The sequence below is a fragment of the Allobosea sp. P1_B10 genome (genome assembly GCF_056406735.1).
This window is the reverse complement of the sequence record NZ_JBFTZP010000003.1, coordinates 545,627-569,137: the sequence shown is the minus strand read 5'-3', so window position 1 is coordinate 569,137 and position 23,511 is coordinate 545,627. Positions and strand designations below refer to the sequence as shown.

The 23,511-nt window shown below is 67.6% G+C and carries 21 protein-coding genes and 1 riboswitch; of the genes, 10 read left to right on the top strand and 11 right to left on the bottom strand.

What is annotated here, in order from left to right; genetic code table 11:
• Positions 1–43 precede the first annotated feature (43 nt).
• The 7 genes from ihfB to AC1D2L_RS10070 all read right to left on the bottom strand — a co-directional run bounded on the left by ihfB (position 44) and on the right by AC1D2L_RS10070 (position 8,692).
• Positions 44–328: an integration host factor subunit beta gene (gene ihfB, locus AC1D2L_RS10100; protein WP_476845723.1), complete on the bottom strand. Its 285-nt coding sequence runs from the start codon at positions 326–328 to the stop codon at positions 44–46.
• A 28-nt stretch (positions 329–356) separates the two neighbouring features.
• Positions 357–1,325: a signal peptide peptidase SppA gene (gene sppA / locus AC1D2L_RS10095; RefSeq protein ID WP_476845722.1), complete on the bottom strand. Its 969-nt coding sequence runs from the start codon at positions 1,323–1,325 to the stop codon at positions 357–359.
• Between the two features lie 83 nt (positions 1,326–1,408).
• A complete protein-coding gene (locus tag AC1D2L_RS10090) occupies positions 1,409–2,698 on the bottom strand; it encodes an Hsp70 family protein (protein WP_476845721.1) in 1,290 nt (429 codons plus the stop codon).
• Positions 2,699–2,894: 196 nt separating this feature from the next.
• Positions 2,895–4,598, bottom strand: a complete 1,704-nt coding sequence (gene rpsA, locus AC1D2L_RS10085; protein ID WP_476845720.1) for a 30S ribosomal protein S1 — start codon at positions 4,596–4,598, stop codon at positions 2,895–2,897.
• Between the two features lie 332 nt (positions 4,599–4,930).
• Entirely contained in the window at positions 4,931–6,337 is a 1,407-nt protein-coding gene (locus AC1D2L_RS10080) for a mannose-1-phosphate guanylyltransferase/mannose-6-phosphate isomerase (protein ID WP_476845719.1), read from the bottom strand.
• A 166-nt stretch (positions 6,338–6,503) separates the two neighbouring features.
• Positions 6,504–7,307, bottom strand: coding sequence for an ethanolamine ammonia-lyase subunit EutC (gene eutC, locus AC1D2L_RS10075; RefSeq protein WP_476845718.1), 804 nt, complete (start codon positions 7,305–7,307; stop codon positions 6,504–6,506).
• Positions 7,304–8,692, bottom strand: a complete 1,389-nt coding sequence (locus tag AC1D2L_RS10070; protein ID WP_476845717.1) for an ethanolamine ammonia-lyase subunit EutB — start codon at positions 8,690–8,692, stop codon at positions 7,304–7,306. The genes eutC and AC1D2L_RS10070 overlap by 4 nt, the downstream gene beginning before the upstream one ends.
• Positions 8,693–8,836: 144 nt before the next feature.
• Between AC1D2L_RS10070 and AC1D2L_RS10065 the strand changes: the two genes are divergently transcribed.
• Positions 8,837–10,474: a GMC family oxidoreductase gene (locus AC1D2L_RS10065; RefSeq protein ID WP_476845716.1), complete on the top strand. Its 1,638-nt coding sequence runs from the start codon at positions 8,837–8,839 to the stop codon at positions 10,472–10,474.
• Positions 10,475–10,596: 122 nt separating this feature from the next.
• Positions 10,597–11,109 (top strand): hypothetical protein, encoded by a 513-nt coding sequence (locus AC1D2L_RS10060; RefSeq protein WP_476845715.1) that lies wholly within the window; start codon positions 10,597–10,599, stop codon positions 11,107–11,109.
• A 108-nt stretch (positions 11,110–11,217) separates the two neighbouring features.
• Here AC1D2L_RS10060 and AC1D2L_RS10055 read toward each other — a convergent pair whose 3' ends face one another.
• Positions 11,218–12,189 (bottom strand): D-2-hydroxyacid dehydrogenase, encoded by a 972-nt coding sequence (locus tag AC1D2L_RS10055; RefSeq protein ID WP_476845714.1) that lies wholly within the window; start codon positions 12,187–12,189, stop codon positions 11,218–11,220.
• A gap of 84 nt (positions 12,190–12,273) precedes the next feature.
• Positions 12,274–13,281: a threonine-phosphate decarboxylase CobD gene (gene cobD / locus AC1D2L_RS10050; protein WP_476845713.1), complete on the bottom strand. Its 1,008-nt coding sequence runs from the start codon at positions 13,279–13,281 to the stop codon at positions 12,274–12,276.
• A gap of 18 nt (positions 13,282–13,299) precedes the next feature.
• Here cobD and cbiB point away from each other — a divergent pair, with 18 nt between their 5' ends.
• A complete protein-coding gene (gene cbiB, locus AC1D2L_RS10045) occupies positions 13,300–14,280 on the top strand; it encodes an adenosylcobinamide-phosphate synthase CbiB (protein WP_476845712.1) in 981 nt (326 codons plus the stop codon).
• 3 nt (positions 14,281–14,283) lie between these two features.
• Here cbiB and cobO read toward each other — a convergent pair whose 3' ends face one another.
• Positions 14,284–14,892, bottom strand: coding sequence for a cob(I)yrinic acid a,c-diamide adenosyltransferase (cobO, locus tag AC1D2L_RS10040; RefSeq protein WP_476845850.1), 609 nt, complete (start codon positions 14,890–14,892; stop codon positions 14,284–14,286).
• Positions 14,892–15,419: a bifunctional adenosylcobinamide kinase/adenosylcobinamide-phosphate guanylyltransferase gene (gene cobU / locus AC1D2L_RS10035; RefSeq protein WP_476845849.1), complete on the bottom strand. Its 528-nt coding sequence runs from the start codon at positions 15,417–15,419 to the stop codon at positions 14,892–14,894. The genes cobO and cobU overlap by 1 nt, the downstream gene beginning before the upstream one ends.
• Before the next feature lie 50 nt (positions 15,420–15,469).
• Positions 15,470–15,655, top strand: a riboswitch (cobalamin riboswitch).
• 36 nt (positions 15,656–15,691) lie between these two features.
• On the opposite strand from cobU, the gene AC1D2L_RS10030 reads away from it, so the two are divergent.
• The 7 genes from AC1D2L_RS10030 to AC1D2L_RS10000 all read left to right on the top strand — a co-directional run bounded on the left by AC1D2L_RS10030 (position 15,692) and on the right by AC1D2L_RS10000 (position 23,491).
• On the top strand, positions 15,692–15,868 hold the full coding sequence (locus AC1D2L_RS10030; RefSeq protein WP_476845711.1) for a CbtB domain-containing protein: 177 nt from the start codon (positions 15,692–15,694) through the stop codon (positions 15,866–15,868).
• A 10-nt stretch (positions 15,869–15,878) separates the two neighbouring features.
• The gene (locus AC1D2L_RS10025) at positions 15,879–16,634 is read left to right on the top strand and encodes a CbtA family protein (protein ID WP_476845710.1); all 756 of its coding nucleotides are present in this window, start codon (positions 15,879–15,881) and stop codon (positions 16,632–16,634) included.
• 103 nt (positions 16,635–16,737) lie between these two features.
• Positions 16,738–17,133 (top strand): DUF1636 family protein, encoded by a 396-nt coding sequence (locus AC1D2L_RS10020; protein ID WP_476845709.1) that lies wholly within the window; start codon positions 16,738–16,740, stop codon positions 17,131–17,133.
• Positions 17,130–18,167: a cobalamin biosynthesis protein CobW gene (gene cobW, locus AC1D2L_RS10015; protein WP_476845708.1), complete on the top strand. Its 1,038-nt coding sequence runs from the start codon at positions 17,130–17,132 to the stop codon at positions 18,165–18,167. Before AC1D2L_RS10020 ends, cobW begins: the two co-directional genes overlap by 4 nt.
• A 7-nt stretch (positions 18,168–18,174) precedes the next feature.
• Positions 18,175–21,552 carry a cobaltochelatase subunit CobN gene (gene cobN / locus AC1D2L_RS10010; protein WP_476845707.1) on the top strand — a complete coding sequence of 1,126 codons (3,378 nt, stop codon included), beginning with the start codon at positions 18,175–18,177 and terminating at the stop codon, positions 21,550–21,552.
• Positions 21,549–22,865 carry a precorrin-3B synthase gene (gene cobG / locus AC1D2L_RS10005; protein WP_476845706.1) on the top strand — a complete coding sequence of 439 codons (1,317 nt, stop codon included), beginning with the start codon at positions 21,549–21,551 and terminating at the stop codon, positions 22,863–22,865. Before cobN ends, cobG begins: the two co-directional genes overlap by 4 nt.
• The gene (locus AC1D2L_RS10000; protein WP_476845705.1) at positions 22,862–23,491 is read left to right on the top strand and encodes a precorrin-8X methylmutase; all 630 of its coding nucleotides are present in this window, start codon (positions 22,862–22,864) and stop codon (positions 23,489–23,491) included. Before cobG ends, AC1D2L_RS10000 begins: the two co-directional genes overlap by 4 nt.
• Positions 23,492–23,511 lie beyond the last annotated feature (20 nt).

Below are 23,511 nucleotides of genomic sequence, written 5' to 3'. Positions count from 1 at the left end.
CGCCGCACATCGCGGTGCCTCGGGATGAGGGCCGAGAGAGGCGTCAAGCCTTGCCGTTGAGCCTCAGGCGCAATTCCTTGCCGGTCTTGAAGACCGGCACGAACTTCTCCTCGACCTCGACCGCGTCGCCCGTGCGGGGGTTGCGGCCGATGCGGGCCGAGCGCGCCTTGCGCGAGAAGGCGCCAAAGCCGCGTAACTCGACACGGTCGCCGCGGCCCAGTGCCTTGACGACTTCGTCGAGGATGGCGGTGACGATGTTTTCGATGTCGCGCTGATAGAGATGGGTGTTGCGCTCGGCGATGCGTTGAACGAGTTCGGATTTGATCATTGTTCCAATATAACCGCTTGTTTCAACGTCACTTTTCGCCTGCAGGCTGCCAGAGCGCCAGAGGCGCGTCAAGCCGCAAACCGACAGGCTGCTCGGCAGCACGGGCAATGATCGAGGCTGCGGCCTCGAAGCCTGCCGCACGGGCAAGCGACTCGCTCATGCTCCATAGATTGAAGGACGAGGATTCGCTGCGGCGGCGCCAGTCGCGGACCTTGAGATCCTTGGCGACGCCCTTCTCGCGTTCGAGCCAGGCGATGGCCTCCGGCTCGCCGCCGATCTCGTCGACGAGCTTCAGGGCGAGGCCTTGCCGCCCCGAATGCACGCGCCCGTCGGAGACGATGGAGATCTCGGTCTCGGCGAGCTTGCGGCGCTCGCGGACCAGCCGCTTGAACCAGTCGTAGTTGTCGTCGACGACGCGCTGCAGTGCGGCCCTCGCCTCGGGCGAGGTCGGCTCGAAACCGTTCGGCGCGGCCTTGAGGGGGCTCGACTTCACCTCCTCGAGCTTGACGCCGATCGTGTTCATGAGCTGGCCGACATTGGGGATCTGGAAGAGCACGCCGATCGACCCGACCAGGGAGGTCTGGCGAGCGACGATGCGGTCCGAACCCATCGCCGCGATATAGCCGCCCGACGCCGCGAGGCCATCGACCACGGCCACCACCGGCTTCTTGGCGGCAAGCAGGCGCAGGGCGTCGTAGAGGGCCTCGGACCCCGTGACGGTGCCGCCAGGGCTGTCGATCTTGACCAGGACCGCCGCCGCACGGCTCTCCTCGAGCGACTTGATCAGCTCGAGCGTGCGCCTGTCGCCGGAGATGAAGCCGGAAATCGTGACGCGCGCGATATGGGCCTGGGAGATCGTGCCAGGCGCCCGCCCTGTCCAGGCGAGCCCTGCGACGATTGCGGCGGCGACGACGCCAAAGGCGGCGAGCAGCCGCCAGAGCGTCAGTTTTCGCCGCAGGCTGCGACGGTCTGCGAGCAGATCGGCATCGGACGACATCATGCGCTCCTGTCGGCTTCGGGTTGGTGGTGTAGTCCCGCCTCGCCGGAGGGGCAAGGCAGGAGGATGCGGACGCGAACGGCTCAGGCCGCGACGCCGGCGCGCGCCCGGTCCAAGGCGAGCAACGCAAGCCCGCTCGCCACCGACCGGAAGGCGTCGCCGATATGAACACGCGATGCGCCGAAGCGACGGTCGAACAGCGCCCGCACGGCCGGCACATGCGAGGTGCCGCCGGTCATGAACACGGCCTCGATCGAGCCTGCAGAGACATTGGCTTCCGCCAACGCCTTGTCGAGCGCGGTCTCGATCGCGCCGACATCATCGGCGATCCAGCGCTCGAAATCGCTGCGCTTGATCACGCTCTCGATCTCGACATCCATCTGGCGGAAGCTCAGCGTGGTCTCGTCATGGGCCGACAGCGCGATCTTGGTCGCGGAGACGGCACGATAGAGCTCATAGCCCAGATCATATTCGATCACGGTCAGCAGATCCTCTACCTTCCCGGGCTCGACTGCGTCGCGGATCAGGGCCTTGAGCTCGGCCATGGTCTCGCGGCTCTTCATCAGCGAGAGCCGGTGCCATTGTGCGAAGGCGGCGTGGTAATGCGCCGGGATCGGCAGGAGCTTCTCGAAGGAGCGATAATCCGTGCCCTTGCCCAGGCGCGGTGAGATCGCGTGTTCGATGATGCGATAGTCGAACGTGTCGCCGGCGACGCCGACGCCGGAATGGGACAGCGGGATCGCGTCCAGCCGCCCCGCCCCGCCGGGCTCGAAGCGCATCACGGAAAAGTCGCTGGTGCCGCCGCCGAAGTCCGCGACCAGCATGGTCTGCGGCTGCTTCAGGTCACGGGCGTACCAATAGGCGGCGCCCAGCGGCTCATAGGCGAAGTCGACGGTCGGCATCCCGGCCTTGGCATAGGAGCGCGTCAGCCGCCCGAGCGCGAGCTCCTCGTCGGGACGATCGCCGGCGAAGACGACGGGACGTCCAGAAACGAGCGGGGTGGTGGCGAGGTCGTCGAGCCCGTTGGTCAGGTCGCTGAGGAAGACGCCGATCAGGTCCTCGAGCTGGAAAAGCTTGCCGAACAGGCGCGTCTCCTGGAAGGCGCGGCTCGAAAGATGGGTCTTGAGCGACTGCAGGAAGCGGTGCTCGGTGGTCATGCCGAGCGCCATGTCGAGCGCGTCGGGACCGCTGACATGGGCGATATGGGTCTTGGGCGGCCGGCCCTCGCGCCAGAACATCAGCGCCGAGCGATAGGCATCGACCGCCCCGCCCTGCGTGGCGAAGGAGCGGGTCTCGACCGAGCCGTCGGCACGGGCCAGTGCGACGACGCTGTTGGTGGTGCCGAAATCGATGCCGATCGCCGCGGTGGTCATGGTGGTGGTCCTGCTTCTCTGCATCATTGTCGGGCTCGACCCGACGGTCTCGGAGACCAGCGTCTTCTGGTCGACGAGCTTCCCGGATCTGCGCTTCGCTCCGCCCGGGAATGACGGACAGAGCCGAAACAAAAGCCCGCGCGGATTGCTCCGCGCGGGCTGGTCTGATGGGCCGGCTGCCGAAGCAGCCGAACAATCACTTCTTGTCGGTGCCGGCCTTCTTGAGGGCGGCGCCCAGGATGTCGCCGAGCGAAGCGCCGGAGTCGGCAGAGCCGAACTGAGCCATTGCTTCCTTCTCTTCGGCCATTTCCAGAGCCTTGATCGAGACCTGGATCTTGCGGGCCTTCTTGTCGAACAGGATGACGCGAGCGTCGACCTTTTCGCCAGCCGCGAAGCGCTCGGGGCGCTGCTCGGAGCGCTCGCGTGCGATTTCGGCGCGCTTGATGAAGGTGGTCATGTCGGTGCCGACGATCTTGACGTCGAGACCGGCTTCCTTGACCTCGATGACCTCGGTGGTCACGACCTGGCCCTTCTTGAACTCACCGGCATCCACGAAGGGATCGCCGCCGAGCTGCTTCAGGCCGAGCGAGATACGCTCCTTCTCGACGTCCACATCGAGAACGACAGCCTGAAGCATATCGCCCTTCTTGTATTCCTCGATGACCTGCTCGCCCGGACGGTTCCAGTCGAGATCGGAGAGATGGATCATGCCGTCGATGTCGCCTTCGAGACCCAGGAACAGGCCGAATTCGGTCTTGTTCTTGACTTCGCCTTCGACGACCGCACCGCTCGGATGGGTCTCCGCGAAGACCTCCCAGGGGTTGCGCAGGGTCTGCTTGAGACCCAGCGAGATGCGGCGCTTGACCTGATCGACCTCGAGGATCGCGACGTCGACTTCCTGCGAGGTCGACACGATCTTGCCGGGGTGGACGTTCTTCTTGGTCCAAGACATCTCGGAGACGTGGATGAGGCCTTCGATGCCCGGCTCCACTTCGACGAACGCGCCGTAGTCCGTGATGTTGGTGACGCGACCCTTGAGGCGCGCACCGACGGGGTAACGGGCGGCAATGCCATCCCACGGATCAGCAAGCAGCTGCTTGATGCCGAGCGAGATGCGGTGCGTGTCCTGGTTGATCTTGATGATCTTGACCTTGACCGTCTGGCCGATGGTCACAACCTCGGACGGATGGTTGACGCGGCGCCAGGCCATGTCGGTGACGTGCAGCAGGCCGTCGATGCCGCCGAGGTCAACGAACGCACCGTATTCGGTGATGTTCTTGACGACGCCGTCGATGACCTGGCCCTCTTCGAGCGAAGCCACGAGCTCGGAGCGAGCCTCGGCGCGGGTCTCTTCGAGCACGGTGCGACGCGACACGACGATGTTGCCGCGGCGACGATCCATCTTGAGGATCTCGAAGGGCTGCGGCTGACCCATGAGCGGGCCGACGTCGCGGATCGGGCGGATGTCGACCTGCGAACGCGGCAGGAAGGCCACGGCGCCGTCGAGGTCAACGGTGTAACCACCCTTGACGGTGTTGAAGATAACGCCGGAGACCTTCTCGCGGGCCTCGAAGGCCTTCTCGAGCTTGACCCAGCTCTCCTCGCGGCGAGCCTTGTCGCGCGAGATGACGGCTTCGCCGAGCGCGTTTTCGATCCGGTCCAGATAGACCTCGACCTCGTCGCCGACCTTGATGTCCTGGTCACGGCCGGGGCCGTTGAATTCCTTGAGCGCGACGCGCCCTTCGGTCTTCAAGCCGACATCGATGATCGCCATGTCCTTCTCGATGGCGACGACGATGCCCTTGATGACCGAACCTTCGAGGGCTTCGTTCTGGCCGAAGGATTCCTCGAGAAGGGACGCGAAATCTTCGCGACCCGAATTAAAATCAACCGCTGACATGTATTCTCCTGACGCCGGCTGCGTCTCCGCTCGAACCGGCAAGCGCTACTTGGGTTAGTGCTGCGATCCGGGTCGTCACCGTCGGCGCCTCGCGAGAGGCCTGCCCGCTTCCGCCCGCGCATGAAGCGTCTGGGCTGGAACGGACGGCGCTTTGCCGCCGATTCAGATCCGTATCCGAACGATCCGTCTCCAACACGACGCGGGAGCAAGCCATGACGGCTGCCCCCGGCGGTGATGGGATCACGGCCCTTCGGACAGGGGCGATGTAGTGGAAACCGGCCGCCAGGGCAAGGGGATGGCCGCCGGGGGCATCAACTGCTGCCCCAACGCCATCACACTCGGGCGTAGATGTCCTCGTAGCGGACGATATCGTCCTCGCCAAGATAGCTGCCGGACTGGACCTCGATGATCTCGAGCGGGATCTTTCCGGGGTTGACGAGGCGATGGACGCAGCCGAGCGGCAGGTAGATCGACTCGTTCTCCCGCAGCAGAACCTCTTCCTTGTCGCGGGTCACGATCGCCGTGCCCTGGACCACGACCCAGTGCTCGGCGCGGTGGTGATGGCTCTGCAGCGATAGCTTCTGGCCGGGATCGACCAGGATGCGCTTGACCTGGAAGCGCTCGCCCAGATCGAGCGTCTGGTAATAGCCCCAGGGCCGGTAGACACGGCGCGACGAGATCACGCTGGGATGGGAGGCGCGCTTGAGCGTCTCGAAGGCGCCCTTGACGGCCTCGGCCCGGCTGCGATGGGTCACCATCACGGCATCGTCCTCGACGACGACCACGGCGTCCTCCATGCCGATCAGCACGGTCAGAGGGCCGCTGGTCTGGACGTAGCAGTTGGTGCTGTCGAAAAGCTCCACCTCGCCGCTGGCGACATTGCCCTTGTCGTCGCGTGGCGAGGCCTCCCAGACGCTCGACCAGTTGCCGACATCGGACCAGCCGAACGAAGCCGGCACGACGCTGGCGAGCGTGGTCTTCTCCATCAGCGCATAGTCGACCGACTTCTTCGGCGCGCTCTCGAAGGCGGCGGCGTCGAGGCGGACGAAGCCGATATCCGTTTGTGCCAGGGCGACGGCATCAGTTGCTGCCTTGACGATTTCGGGCTCGAAACGGCCGAGTTCGGCCAGGAAGGCATCGGCGCGGAACAGGAACATGCCGCTGTTCCAGAGATAGCCCTCGGCGATGTAGCGCGCCGCCGTGTCGGCATCGGGCTTCTCGACGAAGCGCTCGACCGTCCGCACGGCGCCCTCGGACGCGGTCGGCTGGATATAGCCGTAGCCGGTTGCGGGTTGATCGGGGATCATTCCGAAGGTGACGATACGCCCGGCCTTGGCGGCGCCTGCGCCGGTACGGATCGCCGCCTGGAAGGCCGGCTCGTCAAGCACCAGATGGTCGGATGCCAGGACCATCATGCTCGCACCGGGATGGTTTGCCTGCACGAAGGCCGCGGCCGCCGCAATGGCAGGGCCGGAATCGCGCCGCATCGGCTCGAGCAGCATGTCGCCCTGCATGCCCATGGCGAGCATCTGGCTCGCCACGAGAAAGCGAAAATCGTCGTGCGTGACGATCACGGGCGCGGTGAAATCTGCGCCTTTGACGCGCGAGAGCGTCTTCTGGAACATCGACTGCTCGCCCAGAAGCGCGATGAACTGCTTCGGAAAGGCCTCGCGTGAAGCCGGCCAGAGCCGCGAGCCCGCGCCACCGCAGATGATCACCGGGACAATCAGATCAGACATCTCGTGGCTCGCACTGCATTCGTGGGACATGCCAGCGCCGGTATCACGGCGTTGGAAAGAATTGCGTGGCTTGAAGGAACAGGGGCTGGCTTGTCAACTTGGCCGCAGGATCAGACACGCAAACGAACACCGCTTTGAGGCCATTTCGAGCCGTTTCGGCGGCCTGCTATATTCTACCGATAGAGTGCTTGTCCGCAGGTGGCTCAAGCGCGACGCCGCTCTCGTCCTTGAGTTCGACGCCGCTTAGCGAGCGGGCGAAAGCCTGATCGATCAGCCAGCCGAGTTTGCACGCCGCTGCGGGGAACGACAGCCCCCCGGGGCGAATGTTCGAGACGCAGTTGCGCGCTGCATCCGTCAGCCCGGGTCGCGGCTCAAATGTCAGGTAGGCGCCCAGCGAATCCGGCGAGGACAGGCCGGGACGCTCGCCGACCAGCACCAGAGCCATTCGGGCACCGAGCGCGTGCGCGGCTTCATCGCCCAGCGCAACGCGTGCCTGCGAGGCGATCACGATGGGCGCAAGGCTGCGCTGATGGCGTTCCAGATGCGGCAGCAGGGCCTCGACGAAGCGCACGGCGTTCTGGTGCACGGCCGTGGAGGACAGACCGTCGGCGACGATGATCGCGAGGTCATGGTTCCCACGCAGCGCTGCCAGGGCCTCGCGGCTTTCAGGCGATAGGCCGCGCCCGAGATCGGGACGACGCAGATAGTCCTGGCGGGTGCGCGCCGCGCTCGCTACCTGGATCGTCTCAAGCGATAGACCGCCGAGGGCCGCCGCGACCTCAGCAGCACGGAACGGCTCGTGCACGGCGTCGCGGGCCTGGGCATGCGCGAGGCCAAAGCGCAGCACCTCGCGGGTCGGCAGCGAGGCTCCCGAGCGGCCGAGCGCGATGCGCGCCGGGGTCAGCGTCGCGAGTTGCTCCCAGCGTTGCGCCGGTGAGAGCGGGTTGCCGCCGTCATTGCCTCCGTTCATGCCGCGCGATCCTGCATGGCGCTGAGCAGAACCTGCCCGCCCTGCCCCGCTGCCAGGCGGCCGGCAGCATCGGTGATGTCCATTCTCTCAAGCCAGGCCTCGAATTCGGGCGCTCGGCGCAGGCCGAGCACCTCGCGGATGTAGAGCTGGTCGTGGAAGGAGGTCGACTGGTAGTTCAGCATGACATCATCGGCGCCGGGAATACCCATGATGAAGCTGACGCCCGCCGTCCCGAGCAACGTCAGCAGCGTGTCCATGTCGTCCTGGTCGGCCTCGGCATGGTTGGTGTAGCAGATGTCGCAACCCATCGGGACGCCGAGCAGTTTTCCGCAAAAATGATCCTCCAGGCCGGCGCGGATGATCTGCTTGCCGTCATAGAGATATTCCGGGCCGATGAAGCCGACGACCGTGTTGACCAAGAGCGGCTCATAGGCGCGCGCCACCGCATAGGCACGGGCCTCGACCGTCTGCTGGTCGACGCCGTGATGGGCATTCGCCGAGAGAGCCGCGCCCTGCCCGGTTTCGAAATACATGACGTTGTCGCCGACTGTTCCGCGATTCAGCGAACGGCCGGCCTCCAGCCCTTCCTGAAGCAGCGCCAGCGTGACGCCGAAGGAGGCGTTTGCCGCCTGGGTTCCCGCGACTGACTGGAAGACGAGATCGACCGGCGCGCCCTGATCGATCAGGGCGATGGAGCTCGTGACATGCGTGAGCACGCAGGCTTGCGTCGGGATGTCGAAGCGCGTGATCACCGCGTCGAGCAGGCGCAGCATCTCGCCGATCGTGCCGAGACTGTCGGAGGCCGGGTTGATGCCGATTACGGCATCACCGCAGCCATAACTCAGCCCGTCGATGGTCGAGGCCAGGATGCCGGCGGCATCGTCGGTGGGGTGGTTGGGCTGGAGCCTGACCGCCATGGTGCCGGCAAGGCCGATCGTGTTGCGAAACTTCGTCACGACGCGGCACTTCTTCGCGACGAGGATGAGATCCTGGTTGCGCATCAGTTTCGAAACCGCCGCGGCCATCTCAGGCGTGATGCCGGGCGCAAGTTTCGCCAGCACCTCGGCGGTCGCTTTGTCGGAGCAGAGCCAGTCGCGGAATTCGCCGACCGTCAGCGACCCGACCACGGCGAATGCGGCGGCGTCGTGGCTGTCGACGATCAACCGGGTGACCTCGTCCGCCTCATAGGGGATCAGGGCCTCGTCGAGGAAGGTCCGCAGCGGCAGGTCGGCGAGCGCGATCCGGGCCGCCATCATCTCCTCCATGCTGGAAGCGGCGAGCCCTGCCAGCACGTCTCCGGACCGGAGAGGTGTCGCTTTCGCCAGCAGCGTCTTGAGATCGGCGAAGACATGGCTTTGCCTGCCGACAGCCGCGCGATACGCCATCAAATCAACCCCTGTCGTTTGCAACATGCTAGTGCGGATATTGGCACGCGCAATCATGCATGCAGCATTGCTGCCAACCGACACTGTGATTAACGCTGGGTTCCAGAGAGCGGGACCGCGCCCGCCACAGCATTCGGAAACGCCATGTCGCCTCGCAGGACCATCGGAAGCTTCGACTATGTCGTGATCGGGGCGGGCTCGGCCGGCAGCGTGATCGCGAACCGCCTTTCGGCAAACCCTGAGACCAAGGTGCTGGTCCTCGAGGCGGGCGGTCGCGACGACTGGCTCTGGTTTCACATCCCGGTCGGCTATCTCTACGCCATCGGCAATCCGCGCGCCGACTGGCTGTTCAAGACTGAGCCGCAGGCCGGACTCGGCGGGCGCGAGCTGGCTTACCCCCGCGGCAAGGTCGTCGGCGGCTGCTCCGCCATCAACGCGATGATCTATATGCGCGGCCAGGCGGCCGACTATGACGGCTGGCGCCAGCGTGGCCTGACCGGCTGGGGCTGGGACGATGTCCTGCCCTATTTCCTCAGGCACGAGGACCATGTCGCGCCCGGCCCCAACGGCAAGCATCGTTCCGGCGGGGAATGGCGCGTCGAGCATCCGCGCGTGCGCTGGGACATCCTCGACGCCGTCCGCGACGCCGCCGAGGCGGCGGGGATCGCCAAGATCGAGGACTTCAACACCGGCGACAACGAGGGCTCGGCCTATTTCCAGGTCAACCAGAAGCGCGGCCTGCGCGTCAGCGCCTTCAACAGCTTCCTGAAGCCGGTCATCGATGCCCGCGACAACCTCCGGCTGGAGATGCGGGTCCTGGTCGAGCGCGTCGTGGTCGAGGACGGCCGTGCGACAGCTGTGGAATTCTCACATGGCGACGAGCAACTCCGCGTCGATGTCAGCGGCGAGGTCATCGTCAGCGCCGGCGCGGTTGGTTCGCCTGCCCTGCTCGAACGCTCCGGCATCGGCAATGGCGAACGCCTTCAGGCTCTGGGTCTCGACACGCTGCGCGACCTGCCCGGCGTCGGCGAGAACCTCCAGGACCACCTGCAGATCCGGCCCGTCTACAAGGTCGAAGGGGTGCGCACGCTCAACAGCGACTACGCCAAGCTCTGGCGCCGGCCGCTGATGGCGCTCGAATATGCCGCGCGACGCACGGGCCCGCTGACCATGGCTCCCTCGCAGATGGGTGCCTTCGCGAAATCATCGCCGGACTACGCCACCGCCAACCTGCAATTCCATTTCCAGCCGCTCTCGCTCGACAAATGGGGAGACGGGCTGCACCCCTTCGGCGCGTTTACGGCGAGCGTCTGCAATCTGCGCCCGTCGAGCCGCGGCAGCGTCCACCTGAAGAGCCCGAAGGCGGCGGATGCGCCGGCTATCTCGCCGAACTACCTCGACACCGACGAGGACAAGCGCGTTGCGGTCGATGCGCTCAAGCTTGCCCGCAAGATTGTGGCCCAGGCCGCCCTCGCCCGGTTCAGGCCCCACGAGCACAGCCCCGGCCCGCAGGCGACCACCGACGAGGCGCTGTTGCAGGCAGCCGAGACGCTCGGCACGACGATCTTCCACCCGGTCGGCACCGCCAAGATGGGCCGTGAGGATGACCCGATGGCAGTGCTTGACGAGCGGCTGCGGGTGCGCGGCATCAGGGGCCTGCGCGTCATCGACGCCTCGGTGATGCCCACCATCACATCGGGCAACACCGCCAACCCGACCATGATGATCGCCGAGAAGGGCGCGCAAATGGTGCTCGAGGATGCTCGTGGAGGCGCACTCTAGATCTGTCATTCCAGGGCAGACTGCGGCCTGCCCTGGAATGACCGAACGGCGCAGGCCGTGACATTCGCGCTGATATTCCCGCTAGTGTCGCGCCTCATCCGTCGGCCGATATGGATCCGCCCATGCCTTCTCCCGAACGCCCGATGCTTTCGCGTATTCTGCTGGCTATACTCAAGGGTCTGCTGACGGCCCTCGTGCTCTTCGACGAGCTGCTGAGACCGCTCTACCGGCCGTTGGTCGACGCGATCGCGTCGCTGCGGATCGTCGCGCGCATGGAGTTGGCGATCGCGCGGATGCCGCGACTGGGCATTCTGTTGCTGCTCGCCATCCCCTTCGCGATCGCCGAGCCCGCGAAGATCGGCGGGCTGTTCCTGATCGCGGACGGACGCGTCAAGGCGGGGATCATCATGTTGGGCGTCGCCCATCTGTTCAGCTTCATCGTCGTCGAGCGTATCTACCATGCAGGCCGTGACAAGCTGCTGACCTATGGCTGGCTGAACTGGACGATGACGCTGCTGGCCCGCCTGCGCGACACGGCGCTGGCCTGGATCAGGACCAGCTCGGCCTACCGATCCGCGATCGCGCTGCGCGACGACGTCCGACGCTGGTGGCGCGAGCACAGCCCGCGGCCCTAAGGCCCGAAGGCGACAGCCCGCTCCGTTGGCGCGACTTCTTCCAATGCTCGCCGTCATCCCGGGTTCCGTGCGGTCGCCCGGGATGACGGCTCTCCTCGTGTGGAAGGCTCAGACGATCTGGTTGCGCAGCTCGGTCTCGCCCTTCAACAGACGGCCGAGATTTTCGCTCAGGAGATCGATGATGTTGGCCTCATAGAAGCGGGTCTCGCCTGCGCTGTGCGGTGTCACGATGACCTGCGGCATGCCCCAGAGCGGCGAGGTTGGCGGCATCGGCTCCTCATGGAAGCAGTCGAGACCGGCGCCGGCAATGCGGCCCTCCCGGAGGCAGGCAATCAGCGCCTCCTCATCGACGACTTTTCCGCGCGCGACATTGACCAGCAGGGCGGTCGGCTTCATCGCGGCCAGCGCCCGCGCGTCGATCAGGCCCTCGGTCTCGGGGGTCAGCGGGCAGCACAGCGCGACGATATCAGCCTGGGCCATGGCCTCGAGCAGGCGATCGGGCGGCAAGATGGTCTCGACATTGGGCTGGGGCTGCGTCTGGCGGCGCACGCCGATGACGCGCATGCCGAAGGCCGAGGCCAGAGCGGCCAACCGCAGGCCGATGCGACCGAGGCCGACGATGACGAGCGTCTTGCCACCGAGTTCGTCCTCGCGAACGGTGCGGTCGGCGATCATCGGGCGCCAATGCTTGGCGGTCTGGTGGTCGCGGGCGAGGTGGAGCTGGCGCGTCAGGCCCAGCATCAGGGCCATGGCATGTTCGGAGACGGCGCGCTCATTGCCGCCTTGGGCGCTGGCGAGACGAACGCCTGCCGCGGCCAGGGCCGCCTTGTCGAACTGGTCCGTGCCGGCGCTGACCGACTGGATGAAGCGCAGGCGCGAGGCCGTGGGGATGACCTCGTTGCGCCAGAGCATCGAGACGACGAGCACGTCGAACTCGCTCGCGCGCGCCTTGAGTTCGTCGACCGAGCGGACCGTGACGTTGTTGGTCTTGAAACCGCGCGTCTCGAATTCAGCCTGCAGGTCGTAGGCTTGGTGGGCGAAACCGACCGTCAGGTCCTTCTCGGCGGGCAGGTTTGGCATGGGCGTCTGATTCCTCGGCATGTCAGGGCGCGGGACTGTATCGGCACGGGCTCGCGCTGTCCCGGCGCTGCGCGCATGCAAGTCTCATGCGGCCGCGGGGGCGAAGGCATCCAGTGCAGCGTCCAGCCGGGCCCAGGCGGCGGCATCGCCTGGGAGGCCGAAGCGCAGCCATGTCACGTCATGCTGGAAGTGCCGGACATAGATGCCGTGGTGACCGAGATGGGCGAAGAGCGCCGGCGCCTGATGGCTTTCGAGCAAGCGAAACAGCGCGGTGCCGCCAACGATCCTGCCATGCGCGGCAAGCGCAGCATCGAGGCGCGCGGCGCCATCGCTGCTTTGCTGCGCCGCACCGGCCAGCCACGCATCGTCCGCGAGCGCCCGAGCTGCAATCGCCAGTGCCGGCCCGGCCACCGCCCAGGGCCCAAGCGCAGCGCGTATCCGTGCCGTCAGCTCCGCCGCGCCGACGGCAAAGCCTACTCGCAAACCCGCGAGCCCAAAGGTCTTGCCGAAGGAACGCAGCACCATCGTGCTGGCGGGCAGCGCGGGCACAAGGCTCATGGCCGGCGTGAAATCGGCAAAGGCCTCGTCGACCACCAGCAGGCCGTTGCGGGCGGCCAGTGTCGCGGCGAGCTTCACGAGACGATCAACCGAGACGACGCGGCCGTCGGGGTTATTGGGGTTGACCAGCACAACCACCCTGGCGTCGCCGATATCGTCGAGGTCGCGGATCGCCCGGACGTCCCGCTCGGCCTTGCGCCAGGAGGCCTCGTGCTCGGCATAGGTCGGCCCCAGCACAGCGACGGATCCCGGCGGCGCAATTCGCGGCAGCAGTTCGATCAGGATCTGCGTGCCCGGCGCGGCGACGATGCCGGCAAGCTCAGGCACCCGGTAGGCCGTGCGCGCCGCGCTCAGTAAGGCAGCCTCGTCCGCGGCGCTGGGAAGACGCTGCCACAGGCTTAACGGCAGCGGCGGGAGCGGGTAGGAGACGGGATTGATCCCGGTGGAGAGATCGATCCAGGGTTTTGGCGCGTCGGGAAACAGCGCCTGCGCCTTGGCGAGATCGCCGCCGTGCCAGATTTCGCCTGAAACCATGAATCGTCCCCGCACCGCATGAGCCCATCCGAGACCCTGCCCTTGCTGCTCGCCGCGCTCGTGATCGAGGCTGCGCTCGGCTATCCCACGCGCTTGTATGCGGGGATCGGCCATCCCGTCACCTGGCTCGGCGCGCTGATCGGCCTGCTCGATCGCAGCTTCAATCGCGAGCAGGCCTCTTTCGCATGGCGCAAGGCGGCGGGTGTCGGCGCGCTCGCCATCCTGCTGGCGGTCACGCTCGGGGTCGCGCTCGCGCTGAGTGCGCTGTGCCGGATGCTCGGCCCGCTCGGCCTGCTGCCCTTGGCGGTCATGGCCTCGACGCTACTCGCACAGCGCAGCCTGCACGAGCATGTCGCGCGCGTCGCGTCCGGGCTCGAGCAAGGCGGGCTCGACGAGGGGCGCAAGGCAGTCTCGATGATCGTCGGCCGTAACCCCGAGGTTCTCGACGAGGCCGGCGTGGCGCGCGCCGCGATCGAGAGCCTGTCGGAGAATTTTTCGGACGGCATCGTGGCGCCCGCATTCTGGCTCGGCGTCGGCGGCTTGCCGGGGATCGCGCTCTACAAGGCGATCAATACCGCCGATTCGATGATCGGCCACAAGACGCCGCGCCATCTCGCCTTCGGCTGGGCCTCGGCGCGGCTCGACGATCTCGTCAACCTGCCGGCATCCCGGCTGACCGCGCTGCTGCTGATCGCCGCCGCCTCACTCGACCGCGAGGCGGATGCCGCCGGTGCGGCGCGCGCGGTCCGGCGCGATGCGGGCCAGCACCGCTCGCCCAATGCCGGCTGGCCCGAGGCCGCCATGGCTGGAGCGCTGGGTCTCCGGCTGGCGGGGCCACGCATCTACGGGGCCGTGCGCGTCGAGGATGGCTGGATGGGCGACGGTCGCGCGCAGGCCAATGCCGGCGATATCAGGCGGGCCCTGAGGCTCTACCGCACGGCCTGCTTGCTGCTCTGGGGGTTTGCCGCACTCGGCACGGCGATCGCGTTGCTGGCCTGAGGCTCAGAACTCGATCCCGACCTGCGCCTTCACGCCGGCCGCGAAATGGTGCTTCACCAGCGTCATCTCGGTGACGAGATCGGCGGCCTCGATCAGCTCCGGCTTGGCGTTGCGGCCGGTGACGACGATGTGCAGGTCGCTGCGGCGGGCGCTGAGCACCGCCACCACCTCGGCCAACGGCAGGTAATCGTAGCGCAGGGCTATGTTGAGCTCGTCGAGCACGACCAGCCGGATCGTCTCGTCGGCCATCAGCTCTTTGGCCTTCTCGAAGGCGCGGGTCGCGGCGGCGATGTCACGCGCCTTGTCCTGCGTCTCCCAGGTAAAGCCCTCACCCATGCTGTGCCAGACGATCTGGTCGCCGAAGGCCCCGAGCGCTTTGCGCTCGCCGGTCTCCCAGGCGCCCTTGATGAATTGCACCACGCCGACGCGCCAGCCATGGCCGAGCGCGCGCAGCATCAGCCCGAAGGCCGCCGTCGACTTGCCCTTGCCGGGACCGGTGTTGACGATCAGCAGGCCCTTCTCGATCGTCTTGGCCGCCACCTCGGCGTCCTGCACCGCCTTGCGCTTTTTCATCTTGGCCTTGTGACGCGCGGCGTCCTCGTCGTTGCCCATCATTTCACCTTCATCGGCAGCCCCGCGACCATGAAGACCACGCTGGCCGCCTGCGCCGCAAGGTTCTGGTGGAGACGCCCGGCCTCGTCGCGGAATCTGCGGGCCAGCGCATTGTCGGGGACGATGCCGAGACCGACCTCGTTGGAGACCAGCACGATGGGCGCCGAGGCCGCCTTGCAGGCGGCGATCAGCTCGCGGCCGGCCTCGCCCGTGTCATGCTCAGCCAGGATCAGGTTGGTCAGCCAGAGCGTCAGGCAGTCGACCAGGATCGGCTGCCCGGGCGCGACCGCGCGGATCGCGTCCGGCAGGGCAAGCGGGGCATCGCGCGTGACCCAGTCGTCCGAGCGCCTGGCGCGATGCTCGGCGATGCGCGCGGCCATCTCGTCATCATAGGCCTGCGCGGTCGCGATATAGGTCCAGGGCGCGGGCTGCGCCTCGATCAGCGCCTCGGCATAGCGGCTCTTGCCGGAGCGTGCGCCACCGAGGACGAGGGTGAGATCAGAAAATGCCAAAGCGCCCGCCATCATCTGCTGCCAGGGATTATGCGCCGGTCCATTGCACAGCACAGCCCGCATGGCTAATACTCGCAACCGACGGTGCCCCGGAGACGGGGTGAAAAGGGAACGCGGTGCGATACCGCGGCTGCCCCCGCAACTGTAAGCGGTGAGTCTTTCGCCATCTGCCACTGGGAGCGATCCCGGGAAGGCGGCGCAAGATGTCTTGATCCGCGAGCCAGGAGACCTGCCGTCATCAGATCCGCAATCCAACAGGGCGCCGGCGGGGCGGCCAGGAGACCAGTATGAATACAACCACCTCGATCCAGGCCCAGGCCAGCGTCTCGGAACGCGCCAAAGCCGCCATCACCGCCCTGCTGCTCGGCAGCGTACTGATCTTCACGGTCGGCTTCGCGCATTCGAGCAGCGTTCACAACGCCGCCCACGATACGCGCCACGCCATCGCCTTCCCCTGCCATTGAGGGGATTGTCATGGTCAATCGCGTACTCACGGTCAGTCTTCTGGCCGGGCTTCTGGCTGGGCTCATCATCGCCGCGCTCCAGCACGTCACCACCACACCGCTGATCCTCAAGGCAGAAAGCTATGAGACGGCGATGCGGGCGCAGGCGCCCTCCCATGCCGCTTTCGGCGGGCAGATCTTTGCGGGCGAGGCTCGCATCATCCTGGCCCATGGCCCCGGCCGAGATGCGCCCGGCCATGAGCATGCCGAATGGAAGCCGCAGGACGGTTTCCAGCGCGCCGCCTTCACCGCTCTGGTCACCGTCGCCACCGCGATCGGGTTCGCGGGGCTGCTACTCGGCGGCATGATCGCGGCCAACGAGACGATCGATGACCGGCGGGCGCTTGTCTGGGCCGCTTGCGGCTTTCTCGCCTTCGGGCTGATGCCTGCGGCAGGCCTGGCGCCGGAACTGCCTGGCAGCGCTGCTGCTGAACTCCTGCATCGACAGATCTGGTGGATCGCGACGGCGCTGGCCACCGCAGGCGGGCTGTTCGTCTTCCTGCGCATGGATGCGCCCTGGCTCAGGGCGCTCGCCGTGCTCGCCATCGTCGCCCCGCATGTGATCGGCGCACCGCATCCGGTCGCGCCCGAAAGCAAGGTTCCAGCCGAGATCGCGGCGCATTTCACGGCACTTTCGCTGGTGGTGCAGGCCGCGCTCTGGCTGGTCACGGGCCTGGCCGTCGGCGTGCTCTGGCCCTGGGCGACACGTCGCGCAGCCAGGGCCTGACGCCTCGCGCGCTCCCGAGGCGGAGCGCGCTCGACCCCTTTTGCGCTCGCATGCCCCGGCGACCGGTACCCGGTTGCCCTGGGTTTCGCGAGGGAGGCGACCCATGTCGCGACACGACCTGACCATCCATGTCTGCACCGTCTGCCGACGCGTGCGCGAAGACCTGGCAGAGGGCTATGACCAGCCAGGCCTCGGCCTCGCCACGGCGCTGAGCGAACGCCTCGAAGCGTCCGACGGCATCACCGTGCAGGCCGTCGAATGCCTGTCGGTCTGCAAGCGGCCCTGCACGCTCGCCTTCGTCGCCGACGGCAAATGGACCTACCTGATCGGCGACCTCGATAGCCAAACCCATCTCGACGATATCGTCGACGCCGCGCAGCGTTTTGCCGCCAGCGCCAACGGCATCATTCCCTGGAAAGAACGACCCGCCTGCTTCCGCAAGGGCGTGGTCGCGCGCGTGCCGCCGATGCCGCCGCGCGAACAAGGATCGACATCATGACCGCGACCCTCGCCAAAGTGCCCTGCACCATCGTCACCGGCTTTCTGGGGGCCGGAAAGACCACGCTCGTCCGTCACCTGCTCGAAAATGCCGGCGGCAAACGCCTGGCCGTGCTGGTCAACGAGTTCGGCGATCTCGGCTTCGACGGCGAATTCCTCAAGGGCTGCGGCATCGCCGGCTGCAGCGACGAGGATGTCGTCGAGCTGCCCAATGGCTGCATCTGCTGCACGGTGGCCGATGATTTCGTGCCGGCGCTCGAAAAGCTGCTGAACCGCCCCAATCCGCCCGAACACATCCTGATCGAGACCTCGGGCCTCGCTTTGCCCAAGCCGCTCGTCACCGCCTTCAACTGGCCGGCGATCCGCAGCAGGGTCACCGTCGACGGCGTGATCGCGGTCGTCGACGGGCCGGCGGTGGCCGAGGGCCAGTTCGCCGACGATCCCGAGGCGCTGGCTGCGCAGCGCGCTCAGGATGCTTCGGTCGAACACGACAACCCGCTCGAGGAGGTTTTTGAGGACCAGATCCTCTGCGCCGACCTGATCCTGCTCAACAAGAGCGATCTCGTCGACGAAGCCGGCCGCGCGCGGGTCAAGGCCGAGATCGCCGCGCACCTGCCAAAGGCGATCAAGATCGTCGAGACCAGCCATGGCAAGGTCGAGCCGGCGCTGGTGATCGGGCTCTCAGCAGCAGCAGAGGACGATCTCGCTGGCCGCCCCTCGCATCACGGCGAGGGCGAGGATCACGATCACGACGATTTCGACTCGGTCTCCCTGCCGCTGCCGGAAGGGCTTTCGCCCGAGGTGCTGTCGGCGCGCGTCGCGAAGGCCGCCGAAGCCGAGGGCGTGCTACGCCTCAAGGGCTTTGCCGCCGTGCCGGGCAAGCCGATGCGGCTCGTCGTGCAGGGCGTCGGCCGGCGTATCGGTCATCATTTCGACCGCGCCTGGGCCGAGGGTGAAGCCCGCAACGGCCGGCTCGTCGTGATCGGCCTCAAGGGATTTGACCGCGCCGGGGTCGAAGCGGCTCTCGCGGGCTGAGCCGACCATGCACCTCCTCCCGACCAGCGAGATCAGGCTCGACGACGGCGAAGACGCCGTCGACCTCGCCTTGCCGCCGGGAGATGTGCTGGTCTTGTCCTTTGCCGACAGCGACCTGTCGGCGCTGGCAGCGGCCGCGGAGGGCAATGGCCTCAGCGTGAGGCTGGCGTCGCTGCGCCAGCTCAAGCATCCGCTCTCGGTCGATGTCCTGATCGAGACGACGGTGGCGAAAAGCCGGTTCGTGCTGGTGCGCTGCCTCGGCGGGCTCGACTATTGGCGCTATGGCGTCGAGCAGCTGGCACAGGCCTGCCGGCGCGAAGGCGTGGCGCTCGCGGTGCTGCCGGGCGACGATCGGCCCGATGACCGGCTGGCGGCGTACGGCACGGTTGCTCCAGCGCTGGCAAGCGAGTTGCTCGGCTACTTCCATGCGGGAGGCGGGGCCGAAAATATGCGGCGCCTGCTGGCGCTCGTGGCCGGCGCGATTGGAGGCGACGACACCCATGCAAGCGACGCGACGCCACCCATCCCGCTCCCCGCCCTTTTTGCTCTCGGGGAAGCCGCCACCCCTCTCCCGTGGTGCGAGGCCCTGGCCAAACTCCCCTCCGATCGGGCTCTCATTCCCGTCCTCGTCTACCGCTCGGGCGTCAGCGCAGGCGATACCGCCATGGGCGAGGCCATCGCTGCGGCGCTCGCGGCACGCGGCCACGCGCCATTGGTTCTAGCCCTCACCAGCCTGAAGGACCCCGCTGTCGCCAGCGAACTTGTCGCCCTGATCGCGGCCCGCAAGCCTGCGCTCATGATCACGACCACCGCCTTCTCGGCCCGCGACGGTGCGGATTTCGTACTCGACGCCGCTGACTGTCCGGTGCTCCAGGCTGTCCCGGTCGGCAGCGCCCGCGAGGCTTGGGAGGCGTCGCCACGCGGACTGTCAGCTGTCGACCTCGCCATGCAGGTGGCGCTGCCGGAGTTCGACGGACGGCTCGGGGCCATCCCCGTGGCCTTCAAGGCGGAAACCGCCGACGCCGCGACGGGATTGGCGGCTCGCCACCTGGTGCCCGAAGCTGACGGCATTGCGGCATTGGCCGATCTCGCCTCGGGCTGGATCGCGCTTGCCGCCAAGCCGCCCGCACAGCGCAAGCTCGCTTTGGTGATGTCGGACTATCCCGCTCGCGGCGGCCGCGCCGGCTTCGCGGTCGGCCTCGATACCCCGGCGAGCGTGCTGACCATCCGCGAATTGCTGACGGAGGCGGGATACGCCATCTCCCCTCGTCATTGCGAGCGGAGCGAAGCAATCCTGGATGCCCCCCTCGACGCTGGATTGCTTCGCTCCGCTCGCAATGACGGCGACGGCCAGCGGTTGATGCAGGCGCTCACTGCCGGCCCGGCCGATTTCGCGGTCTCGCTCGCGACCTACAAGGCCTGGCTCGCGACCATCTCTTCCGGCGCCCGCGACGCCCTCCACGCAGCCCATGGTGGGCCGGAGACAGACGCCGCCTTCGCTGACGGCGCCTTCCGCTTCCGCATCGTCGCCGACGGCCATCTCATCATCGCCCTGCAGCCGCCGCGCGATCCCAGTCCCGACCGCAAGGCCCGCTATCACGATCCCGACGCACCGCCCGGCCACGCCTATCTCGCCTTCTATTGCGGCCTGCGCGCGGTGCTTGGCGTCGACGCGCTGATCCATCTCGGCACGCATGGCACGACGGAATGGCTGCCGGGCAAGGCCGTTGCGCTCTCGGCCGCCTGCTGGCCGCGCCTGATCACGCAGGGCCTGCCGGTGATCTACCCCTATGTGGTCGACGATCCCGGCGAGGCCGCGCCCGCCAAGCGTCGGCTTTCGGCGATCACGCTCGGCCATCTGCCGCCGCAGTTGGCGGACACGGGCGCTGGCGGTGAAGTCGCGCTGCTGCGCGATCTCGTCGAGGAGTTCCAGCAGGCGCAGCTGATGGACCCGCGCCGCGCCGCGATCGTCGCCAGCGAGATCCGCGACCGTGCGCAGGCGAGCGGGCTGGCGCAGGCCTGCGGCGTCACGCCCGATCTCGACATGAGCGAGGCGCTGACCCGGCTCGACGCGCAGCTCTGCGACATCACCGAGCTGCCTTTTCGCGACGGCCTTCACGTTTTTGGGCACGCGGCGCACGATCGGGTCTCGTCGCTGGCCGAGCGCACGAACCTGCTGCGCGCGCTGGACGGTCGCTTCATTCCGCCGGGTCCCGCCGGTTCGCCGCATCGCGGCCGGCTCGACGTGCTGCCGACCGGGCGCAACCTCTCTACACTCGATCCGCGCGCGATCCCGACACGGGCCGCGGCGCGATTGGGGGCGCTGGCGGCGCAGGCCGTGATCGCGCGGCATCTCCAGGATCACGGCGACTATCCGCGCCGGATCGTGATGGACCTTTGGGCCTCCCCAACCCTGCGCTCGGGCGGCGAGGATATCGCGCATGCGTTGGCTCTGATGGGCGTCACGCCGCTCTGGGACGACGCCTCGACCCGCGTCACCGGCTTCGCGATCACGCCGCAACCCAAGCTGGCGCATCCACGGCTGGACGTGACGGTACGGATCTCGGGCGCCTTTCGCGATACGTTTCCGAGCCAAATCGCCCAGCTCGACGCCGCCGGCCGGGCCGTCGCCGCGCTCGACGAAAGCGACGACTGGAACGAACCCGCCGCCGCACGCCGCCGCGGCGAGGCGCCCGCGCGGATTTTTGGGGCAGCGCCGGGCCGCTATGGCGCGGCCATGGCCGACCGGGCGCTCGATGGCGACTGGGCGACGCGCGCCGAGCTTGGCCAGGCCTATCTCGCGGCATCGAGCCATGCCTATGGCGGGCCTGAGGGCGCCGCGACGCCCGATGCCGGTTTTGCGCCCCGCATCGCCGCGGCCGACGCCTTCATCCACGTCAGCGATACCGCGGGCCGCGACATTCTCGAGGCGTCCAGCGCTGCCGACGTCATCGGCGGGCTCGCAGCCGCGGCGCAGGCACTGGGAGCGAAACCCTTGCTCTACAGCCTTGACAGCTCGGACCCCGAAACGCCGAAGGCCCGGACCTTGCCAGAGGATATCGCCCGCATCGTGCATGGTCGCCTGGCGCATCCGCGCTGGATCGCGGGTCAACTCGCGCATGGCTGGCGCGGCGTGGCAGAACTCGCCGAAGCCGTCGATACCGTGTTCGTCTTCGCCGCGAGCACGGATGCGGTGTCCGACGGCCTGTTCGATGCCGTGTTCCAGGCCTATTGCGCCGATCCCGCGATCTGGTCCGCGCTCGAGGCCGCCAACGCGCCGGCAGCCAATGCGATCCGCGCGCGCCTGCTCGATGCGGAAGCCCGCGGCCTCTGGGCGAGCCGGCGCAACTCGGTCGGCGCTTTCCTGTCGAGAGCCGCCGAATGAGCGCCGCCGCAAATCCCGAGCGCGCAGCGCTGCGACGCGGCTGGTGCCCGAGCACGCTCAGGCCGATGGAAACGGGCGATGGCTGGCTGGTGCGCCTGCATCCACCCGGAGGCGTGCTGACCCCGGCGCAGATTGTGGCGATCGCGGCGCTGGCGCGCGAGCATGGCAACGGGCTGGTCGAGATTTCCGCACGCGGGAACATGCAGTTGCGCGGGATCAGCGCGCAAACCCATCCGGCCCTGGTCGCAGCGCTGTTGGAACAGCGCCTCGTCGAAGAGCATGACGGCGATGGGCCGCAGCGCCTGACGCTGATCTCGCCGCTGGCGGGGTCGGCGTTTCTCCAGGACGGTGCCAGTGCCCACATCGACGCTGCGGCAATGGCCGAGGCCATCGAGACAGCCGCCAGCACAATTCCCGGCTTGCCGGCCAAAATATGCGTCGTCGTCGATGATGGCGGGCCAATCGCGCTCGACGCGTTTCCCGCCGATCTCAGGGTTGTTGGCGTGACCGCGACCTCTGTCGCTATCGGCTTGCCCGGCGACAAGTGGCGTGGGCCGGTGCCTCTCGAATCGGTTGCTGCCGTCGTCGGCACGATCCTGCGCGAATTTGCCCTGCGTCGTGAGCAGGCGCCCGAGGCGATCCGTCGGATGCGGGATCTCTCGCCCGACGCGCTCGCCTCGCTTGTGTCCTTGCCAGGCATCGCTGCGCCTGCCGCACGCCCTGCCGTCCGTCGCGCAGGCCGGTTCGCCACAGGCTCCGGCCGCTTCGCCGCTATCGCCGCCCTGCCCTTTGGCCGCTGCGACGCGGACACCCTCGCCGCGCTGGGACACGCGGCGGCGACGCATCATGCAGCGACTTTGCGTCTCTCGCCCTGGCGCGGCGTCGCCGCGCTCGGTCTGTCGGAAGCCGCGGCGCGCGGCTGGCTCGCGGACGCGCAGCGGCTCGGTCTGATCGTCGACGATGGCGACCCGCGCCTTTCCGTGCAGGCTTGTTCCGGCAAGCCGGCCTGCCTGCGCGCGGAAACCGCCGCGATGAGCGACGCCGCGCAACTGGCGCACGCGGCCTCGCTTTTGCTGGCCGCCGGCGTCGGCCTGCACGTCTCGGGCTGCGTCAAATCCTGCGCCCATCCCGGCGCCGCCGACCTCACGCTGGTCGGCCGAGGGGGTCGCTACGACGTGGTTGTCGGCGGCACGACGCGAGACTTAGCCGAGGCGAACCATGATCTCTCGGAGATCATCCGGCGCCTCACGCCCGGGCAAGACCTCTTCAACCGCCTGATCCAGGCGAAACGCATTGCAGGACCGGTGGCTTGAGCAAGTACGACTATATCCAGGACGGGGCGGCAATCTATGATCGCTCCTTTGCGATCATCAGGGCGGAGGCCGATCTCGCGCGCTTCGACGTGGCGGCTGCGCGCGTCGTGGTGCGGATGATCCACGCCTGCGGCATGACCGACCTGCCGGGCGACGTCGAGATGTCGGCGGATTTCGTGGCAGCGACGGAGGCAGCCCTGCGCGCCGGCGCACCGATCTTCTGCGATGCGAAGATGGTGGCGAACGGCGTGACACGCGCGCGGCTGCCGGCACGCAACGACGTCCTGTGCACACTCGACGATCCCCGTACGCCAGCGCTCGCCGCAGAACTCGGCACGACGCGCTCTGCCGCTGCGCTGGAGCTGTGGCGACCGCAGCTGGCTGGCTCACTGGTCGTGATCGGCAACGCCCCGACAGCTTTGTTCCGGTTGTTCGAAATGCTCGATGCCGGGGCGCCACTGCCGGCCGCGGTGATCGGCATCCCTGTCGGCTTTGTGGGCGCGGCGGAATCGAAGCTGGCCCTGGCGCAGGACGGGCGCGTGCCCTTCCTGGTCGTGCATGGCCGGCGCGGCGGCTCGGCGATGGCGGCGGCTGCCGTCAACGCGCTCGCGCAAGAAAAGGAATGAGCCGGTGAGCGTTCAACAGG

Coding starts and splice junctions, on each gene's coding strand:
- cobG (WP_476845706.1), top strand. CDS start 21,549: ATGAGCGCCGCCGCAAATCCCGAGCGCGCAGCGCTGCGACGCGGCTGG.
- cobO (WP_476845850.1), bottom strand. CDS start 14,892: ATGGGCAACGACGAGGACGCCGCGCGTCACAAGGCCAAGATGAAAAAG.
- AC1D2L_RS10080 (WP_476845719.1), bottom strand. CDS start 6,337: ATGTCTGATCTGATTGTCCCGGTGATCATCTGCGGTGGCGCGGGCTCG.
- sppA (WP_476845722.1), bottom strand. CDS start 1,325: ATGTCGTCCGATGCCGATCTGCTCGCAGACCGTCGCAGCCTGCGGCGA.
- AC1D2L_RS10020 (WP_476845709.1), top strand. CDS start 16,738: ATGTCGCGACACGACCTGACCATCCATGTCTGCACCGTCTGCCGACGC.
- AC1D2L_RS10090 (WP_476845721.1), bottom strand. CDS start 2,698: ATGACCACCGCGGCGATCGGCATCGATTTCGGCACCACCAACAGCGTC.
- rpsA (WP_476845720.1), bottom strand. CDS start 4,598: ATGTCAGCGGTTGATTTTAATTCGGGTCGCGAAGATTTCGCGTCCCTT.
- AC1D2L_RS10055 (WP_476845714.1), bottom strand. CDS start 12,189: ATGCCAAACCTGCCCGCCGAGAAGGACCTGACGGTCGGTTTCGCCCAC.
- AC1D2L_RS10070 (WP_476845717.1), bottom strand. CDS start 8,692: ATGGCGTATCGCGCGGCTGTCGGCAGGCAAAGCCATGTCTTCGCCGAT.
- AC1D2L_RS10025 (WP_476845710.1), top strand. CDS start 15,879: ATGGTCAATCGCGTACTCACGGTCAGTCTTCTGGCCGGGCTTCTGGCT.
- cbiB (WP_476845712.1), top strand. CDS start 13,300: ATGAGCCCATCCGAGACCCTGCCCTTGCTGCTCGCCGCGCTCGTGATC.
- AC1D2L_RS10030 (WP_476845711.1), top strand. CDS start 15,692: ATGAATACAACCACCTCGATCCAGGCCCAGGCCAGCGTCTCGGAACGC.
- cobN (WP_476845707.1), top strand. CDS start 18,175: ATGCACCTCCTCCCGACCAGCGAGATCAGGCTCGACGACGGCGAAGAC.
- cobU (WP_476845849.1), bottom strand. CDS start 15,419: ATGATGGCGGGCGCTTTGGCATTTTCTGATCTCACCCTCGTCCTCGGT.
- AC1D2L_RS10060 (WP_476845715.1), top strand. CDS start 10,597: ATGCCTTCTCCCGAACGCCCGATGCTTTCGCGTATTCTGCTGGCTATA.
- cobW (WP_476845708.1), top strand. CDS start 17,130: ATGACCGCGACCCTCGCCAAAGTGCCCTGCACCATCGTCACCGGCTTT.
- AC1D2L_RS10065 (WP_476845716.1), top strand. CDS start 8,837: ATGTCGCCTCGCAGGACCATCGGAAGCTTCGACTATGTCGTGATCGGG.
- cobD (WP_476845713.1), bottom strand. CDS start 13,281: ATGGTTTCAGGCGAAATCTGGCACGGCGGCGATCTCGCCAAGGCGCAG.
- eutC (WP_476845718.1), bottom strand. CDS start 7,307: ATGAACGGAGGCAATGACGGCGGCAACCCGCTCTCACCGGCGCAACGC.
- ihfB (WP_476845723.1), bottom strand. CDS start 328: ATGATCAAATCCGAACTCGTTCAACGCATCGCCGAGCGCAACACCCAT.